We start from the raw sequence: 6,255 nt of genomic DNA, 5'->3' as shown, positions 1-6,255 counted from the left end.
AGGTGCAGGAAGAACACCGTCCGCCAGTCCCAGACGCCGACCAGCATGCCGCCCAGCGACGGCCCCGACGCCGTCGCCACCGACTGCGACCACGGGCACGCCGCGTCCCACGTGCTCCAGCAGGTCGCGCGCCGCGCCGCCCGGGAAGATCGCCAGGCCGTCGACGCTGCCGGCCAGATCGAAGCTGCCCAGCGAGTCGCGACTGGCCCCCGACCCGAGCATCACCGAGCGGCCCAGCCGCTGCGCCTCCAGCTCGAACCCGCGCTGGATCTCGTCGACGTAGAGCGGGAATCGCCGCACGTCACCGAGCCCGTCGAGCTCCCGGGCCACCATGGCGTCGAGATCCTGGGCGCCGAGGTCGGCGGGCAGGAACATGTCGAAGGCGTACAGGCCGAGCGCCTGGGAGCGGCCCTTGGCGAGCCCGCGCGCGCTGCCGCTCGGCACGTAGCCGAGGGCCCGCGCGGCCTGCAGGACCAGCTCGCGCGTCTCCGGGCGAACCCGCTCCGGCTGCCGGAAGGTGTGCGAGACCGTCGCGATGGAGACGCCTGCCCGCTCAGCGACGTCGTAGACGGTCGCCCTCTGCGCCACCGGACCATCACCCGCCCTTCCCGGCGTCGCCTGCGAACGGATCGTATCCGCTTCGGGTCACCACCCTACGCGCCGCGCCCGGCCGGTGATCACCACGCTCGTACGCGTACCGGAGGCGACCGGGATCTTGACGGGACGCCCGCGCCCGGTAAAACTAACCACCTGGTAGGAAATGGCTGCGCGCCGCGGGTTCGCCCTGCGTGCGCGGTGTTCACCTCCGCCGCCGCGCCGGCCCCTGCCCTCACCCCCCTCCAGAGAAGGTGGCCCATGTTCGGGAAGAAGTCCCTCACACTCTCAGCGGCGGTCGTCACGGCGGCCGTCTCTTCGCTCCTGGCGACGCCGGCCGCGCACGCCTCCGCCCGTGACACCGCCGTCGGCCACTATGTGGCCCTCGGCGACTCCTACACCGCGGGCCCGGGAATCCCGAACCAGACGGACGCCGACTGCGGCCGTTCCGACCGCAACTACCCGACCCTGACCGCGGCCGCGCGGACCGTCGCCGCCTTCACGGACGTCAGCTGCGCCGGCGCGACCACGGCGAACATGACCGGCGCACAGGGCGCGGCCCCGCCGCAGCTGGACGCGCTCCGCCCGGAGACGGACCTGGTCACCCTCGGGATCGGCGGCAACGACATCAACGTCAGCGGCATCATCGGCCGCTGCGTCATCCTCGGCAAGCTCAACCCCGGCGGCTCGCCGTGCAAGGCCAGCTACACCCTGGCCGGCATCGACCAGCTCGCCGGGCGCATCGCCGCCACCGGCGACAAGGTCGACGCCGTGCTCCAGGAGATCAGGCGGCGCTCCCCCGGCGCGGACGTCCTCGTCGTCGGCTATCCGGTCATCATGCCGGACGACGGGAGCAACTGCTATGCGACCGTCCCCATCGCCAAGGGTGACGCGCCCTGGCTGCGGGACGTGGAGAAGCGCCTCAACGCCATGCTCGCCGCCCGCGCCGCGGCGGGCGGCGCCCGATTCGTCGACACCTACACCGGCTCGGTGGGCCACGACCTGTGCAAGCCCCTCGGCGTCCGGTGGATGGAGCCGATGGAGGGCGTGGACTCGGTGGGACTCCACCCCAACGCCTCGGGCCACCAGGCCATGTCCACCGCCGTGCTGACCGCGGTGGACGCCGCCCGGCGCTGACGGCGCCGCCGCCGCGGATCCTGATGGCCGTCAGGTTCGGACGGCGCCGGTGATGCGGCGGCGGAACACCCAGTACGTCCACGCCTGGTAGGCCAGCACCAGGGGCGTGAAGACGGCCGCGACCCACGTCATCACCGTCAGCGTGTACGGGCTGGAGGCCGCGTTGGTCACGGTGAGGCTGTTGGCCGGGTCCAGGGCGGGCATGACGTTCGGGAACAGGCCGGTGAAGATCGCGGCCACCAGGGCGACCACGGCGACCGCGCTGGCGGTGAAGGCCCACCCGTCGCGGCCGCGCACGGTCGCGGCCACCGCGCCGGCCAGGCCGAGCGCGACCAGCGCCACGGCCGCCCACCGCAGCGCGCCGCCGCCGTCCGAGAGCAGCAGGAACGCCATCACGACCAGGAACGCCGCCGGGGAGATGCTCTTGGCCATCCGGCCGGCGGCCAGGCGCAGGTCGCCGGTGGTGCGCAGGGCCAGGAAGACCGCGCCGTGCAGGGTGAACAGCAGCAGCGTGGCCAGCCCGCCGAGCAGCGCGAACGGGTTGAGCAGGGTCAGCAGCGTGCCGGTGTACTCGTGCTCGGCGTTCAGCGGCACACCGCGCACGATGTTGGCGAACGCCACCCCCCACAGGAAGGCCGGGACGAGCGAGCCCCAGAACAGCGCCCGGTCCCAGCCGCGCGTGCTGTCGCTCTTGCTGCGGTACTCCAGGGCCACGCCGCGGGCGATGAGCGCCAGCAGAATGAGGAACAGCGGCAGGTAGAAGCCGCTGAACAGGGTGGCGTACCACTCGGGGAAGGCGGCGAAGGTCGCGCCTCCGGCCACCAGCAGCCACACCTCGTTGCCGTCCCACACCGGGCCGATCGTCTTCAGGACGGCCCGCCGATCGGCCTCCTCGCGGCTCAGGACGGGCATCAGGATGCCGACGCCGAAGTCGAAGCCCTCCAGCAGGAAGTAGCCGGTCCACAGCACGGCGATCAGGACGAACCAGACGTTTTCCATGATTTCCTCAGTAGCTCAGCGCGGGGACGGCGGTCTCGGGCTCGTCCTGCTCGTTCGGCCCGATCCGGATGAACTTGACCAGCAGCCGGATCTCGATGATCGCGAGCACGGCGTAGGCCAGGGTGAAGCCGACCAGCGTGATGGCCACCGAGGGGACGTCCGCCGTCGGCGAGACGGCGTAGGCGGTGCGCATCAGCCCGAAGACGGTCCACGGCTGGCGGCCCATCTCGGTGAAGATCCAGCCCATGCTGTTGGCCAGGAACGGCAGGCCGATCCCGGCGATGGCCAGCCGGTAGGCCCAGCGGCCCGCGGGCAGCCGGCCGCGCCTGGTCAGCCAGAGCCCGGCCAGGGCGAGCAGCGCCGACAGCATGCCGAACCCGATCATCAGCCGGAAGGACCAGTAGGCCAGGCCGACGATCGGCCGGTAGTCGCCGGGGCCGTACAGGGCCTGGTAGCGGGCCTGGATGTCGTTGATGCCCTCGACCTCGCCGTCCAGGGTGTTGGTGGACAGCAGGCTCAGGCCGTAGGGGATCTGCAGGTTGACGTGGTTGCGGCCGTTCTCGACGTCGCCGATGGCGAACAGGGAGAAGCCGGCGGAGGTCTCGTCCTCCCACAGGGCCTCGGCGGCGGCCATCTTCATCGGCTGCTGCTCGGTCATGATCTGGGCCTGCCAGTGGCCGGAGAACGACACCCCGACCGCCGAGACCAGGCTGACGGCCAGCGCCAGCCGGGCCGAGGTGCGAAAGAGGGAGACGTCCCGCTTGCGCAGCAGGAACCAGGCGCTGACGCCCAGCACGAACGCGGCCGCGGTCAGGAACGCCCCAAACAGGACGTGCGGGAAGGTGACCAGCGTGGTCGAGTTGGTCAGCACGGCCCAGATGTCGGTCAGCTCGGCGCGGCCGTTGTTGATCCGGTAGCCGACGGGGTGCTGCATCCAGGAGTTGGCCGCCAGGATGAAGTAGGCCGAGATGTTGGTGCCGATGGCGGCCAGCCAGATCGTGGCCAGGTGCAGGCGGGGCGACAGCCGGTCCCAGCCGAAGATCCACAGGCCGAGGAAGGTGGACTCCAGGAAGAAGGCCATCAGCCCTTCCATGGCCAGCGGCGCCCCGAACACGTCGCCGACGAAGCGGGAGTAGTCACTCCAGTTCATCCCGAACTGGAACTCCTGCACGATGCCCGTCACCACGCCCATGGCGAAGTTGATCAGGAACAGCCGGCCCCAGAACCGGGTCAGCCGCAGGTACTCCGGCTTCTTCGTCCGGTGCCACGCCGTCTGCAGACCGGCCACGATGATCGACAGGCCGATCGTGAGCGGCACGAAGAGGAAGTGGTAGACGGTCGTGATGCCGAACTGCCACCGGGAGAGATCCAGGACATCCATGCAGGCCAGGCTCCTCTTCCCGGCCGCCGCGCCGTAGGGCCGTGCGTCCCGTGGGCGAGGGACGTTGGTCCCATGAAGGGGCGAAGGACCCTGTCCGGGGTACGGGGGGCCTGGAAGGCTGCGACACGCATGGGGACGCAGCGGCAGGAGGAGACAGTGACAGGGACCGGCGACTTCGGCCACCGCATCCAGTACCACCGGCAGCGGCTGGGGCTCACCGTCGAGCAGGTGGCGGAGCGGGCGGACATGTCCGCCGGCTACCTCCGGTACATGGAGGAGCACGTGGACATCCCGGACAGGGGAACCCTGAACCGCCTGGCCGACGCGCTCGGGACGACCGGCCAGGATCTGCTGGGCGGCGGGCGCGACCGTCCGCCGGGCGTCGGGCCCGCGATGGCCGAGCCCGTCCTGGAGGTCCTCGACCGCGAGGAGTGCCTGCGCCTGATCGCGCCCGGCGGCATCGGCCGGATCGCGTTCAACGGCTCGCACGGGCCTACGGTGCTGCCCGTCAACTTCCGCGTGCACGACGGCGCCATCGTCTTCCGCACCGCCGCGGGCGGCCCGCTCGACCAGGACCTGCGGACCGGCCTGGAGGGCGTCGAGGTCATGGTGGGCTTCGAGGTGGACCGGATCGACGAGGCCCGGCGGCAGGGGTGGAGCGTGCTCGTGCAGGGGCCCGCCCACCACGTGACCCCGGACGAGCAGGCCGAGCCGGACGTCACCCCGTGGGCGGGCGGCGACCGGCGGCTGCACATCCGGATCGTCCCCCACCACGTCACCGGCCGCCGCATCCACTCCATGTGAGGGGGGCCGGCCCCGGAGGCTAGAAGCGCGGCCGGACGACCGCCACCGGGCAGGCCGCGTGGTGCAGCACCCCGTGGCCGACCGAGCCCAGCACGGCCGAGGCGAAGCCGCCGAGCCCGCGCGAGCCCACCACCACCAGGTCGGCCGTCCCGGCGGCGCGGACCAGGGCGGAGACCGGGTGCTCGCACGGCTGTTCCTCGGTGATGACCAGGTCGGGGTTGGCCTGCCGCCACGGGACGACGTGCCCGTGCGGCGGCGTCCGGACGACGACGACCGGGCCGGCGGCGTGCCCGGCCACGGCGACGCTCACCGATCCGGCCGGCATGCCGGTGAACCCGCCGAGCCCGCGCGAGCCCAGCACCAGGCTGTCGGCCGCGAGCGACTCCGCGACCAGGGTGTCCACGACGTTCCCGGCGATCACCTCTGTCGTCACCCCGACCCGCTCGGCCTCCCCGCCCCGTCCGGCCTGCCCGGCCAGGGCGGCGGCGGCCTCCAGCGCGCGGGCGGGGTCGTCCGTCCCGCCGGGCCGGCGCACGTGCACGATGCGCAGGTCCAGCCCGCGCCGCGCGGCGTCGGCCGCCGCCCATTCCACCGCCGCGGTCGCGGGCGCGGATCCGTCCACCGCCACCACGATCTGACCGCCCATCACACCTCTCCTTCCCGGGCTCCGCGCCGGTCAGCGGGACCGGACGGGGACGCGTCGGCGGTAGACGACGTAGGGCCGCCACAGGTACGCCACCGGCGCCGACCACACGTGCACCAGCCGGGTGAACGGCCAGATCGCGGCGAGCAGCCAGGCCGACATCGCGTGCAGCTGGAACAGCAGCGGCACGTCGGCCATCAGCCGCGGGTCGGGTCGGAAGGTCAGCACGCCCCGGAACCAGACGGCGATCGTGGCCCGGTAGTCGTAGCCGCCGCCGAGCAGGTTGCTGCCCACGGTCGCGGCCATGCCGAGCACGATCACCCCGGCCAGCACGGTGAACAGCACCCTGTCGGCGCGGGTGGTGGTGCGCCGTACCCGCGGGCTGGTCAGGCGCCGGGCCAGCAGCAGCGTCAGGCCCGCGACGACCATGACCCCGGCCACGGTCCCGGCGCTGACCGACACCAGGTGGTAGAGGTGCTCGTCCACGCCGACCGCCTCGGTCCAGCTCTTGGGGACGAGCAGGCCGAGCACGTGACCGCCGATGGCCGCGAACGCGCCCAGGTGGAACAGCGGCGAGCCGAGCCGCAGCAGCCTGCTCTCCAGCACCTGCGTGGTACGGGTGGTCCAGCCGAACTGGTCCACCCGCCAGCGCCAGACGTGCCCGGCGACGAAGATCGTCAAGGCGACATAGGGGACG

General features: G+C 72.5%; 7 protein-coding genes. 2 read left to right on the top strand and 5 right to left on the bottom strand.

Annotated elements, in window-relative coordinates; all coding sequences use genetic code 11:
* On the bottom strand, window positions 1–588 hold a 588-nt coding region (locus ACWCSD_RS45450; protein ID WP_449924779.1), incomplete at its 3' end, for a LacI family DNA-binding transcriptional regulator.
* A 267-nt stretch (window positions 589–855) separates the two neighbouring features.
* Here ACWCSD_RS45450 and ACWCSD_RS45445 point away from each other — a divergent pair.
* Window positions 856–1,731 carry an SGNH/GDSL hydrolase family protein gene (locus tag ACWCSD_RS45445; protein WP_449924776.1) on the top strand — a complete coding sequence of 292 codons (876 nt, stop codon included), beginning with the start codon at window positions 856–858 and terminating at the stop codon, window positions 1,729–1,731.
* A 30-nt stretch (window positions 1,732–1,761) separates the two neighbouring features.
* Here ACWCSD_RS45445 and cydB read toward each other — a convergent pair whose 3' ends face one another.
* Entirely contained in the window at window positions 1,762–2,730 is a 969-nt protein-coding gene (cydB, locus tag ACWCSD_RS45440) for a cytochrome d ubiquinol oxidase subunit II (protein ID WP_387669687.1), read from the bottom strand.
* A 7-nt stretch (window positions 2,731–2,737) separates the two neighbouring features.
* Window positions 2,738–4,111 (bottom strand): cytochrome ubiquinol oxidase subunit I, encoded by a 1,374-nt coding sequence (locus tag ACWCSD_RS45435; RefSeq protein ID WP_352326394.1) that lies wholly within the window; start codon window positions 4,109–4,111, stop codon window positions 2,738–2,740.
* Between the two features lie 156 nt (window positions 4,112–4,267).
* On the opposite strand from ACWCSD_RS45435, the gene ACWCSD_RS45430 reads away from it, so the two are divergent.
* Window positions 4,268–4,915 carry a pyridoxamine 5'-phosphate oxidase family protein gene (locus ACWCSD_RS45430; RefSeq protein WP_449924771.1) on the top strand — a complete coding sequence of 216 codons (648 nt, stop codon included), beginning with the start codon at window positions 4,268–4,270 and terminating at the stop codon, window positions 4,913–4,915.
* A 19-nt stretch (window positions 4,916–4,934) separates the two neighbouring features.
* Here the strand turns inward: ACWCSD_RS45430 and ACWCSD_RS45425 are convergent, their stop codons facing one another.
* Together ACWCSD_RS45425 and narI are read right to left on the bottom strand one after the other, a co-directional pair.
* Complete coding sequence (locus tag ACWCSD_RS45425; RefSeq protein ID WP_449924768.1) at window positions 4,935–5,561, bottom strand: universal stress protein; 627 nt, start codon at window positions 5,559–5,561, stop codon at window positions 4,935–4,937.
* A gap of 30 nt (window positions 5,562–5,591) precedes the next feature.
* Window positions 5,592–6,255, bottom strand: a 664-nt coding sequence (gene narI, locus ACWCSD_RS45420; RefSeq protein WP_449924765.1) for a respiratory nitrate reductase subunit gamma, incomplete at its 5' end; no start/stop codon positions are given.

The sequence above is a fragment of the Nonomuraea sp. NPDC001684 genome, assembly GCF_053596515.1.
This window is presented reverse-complemented; position numbering and strand designations above follow the sequence as displayed.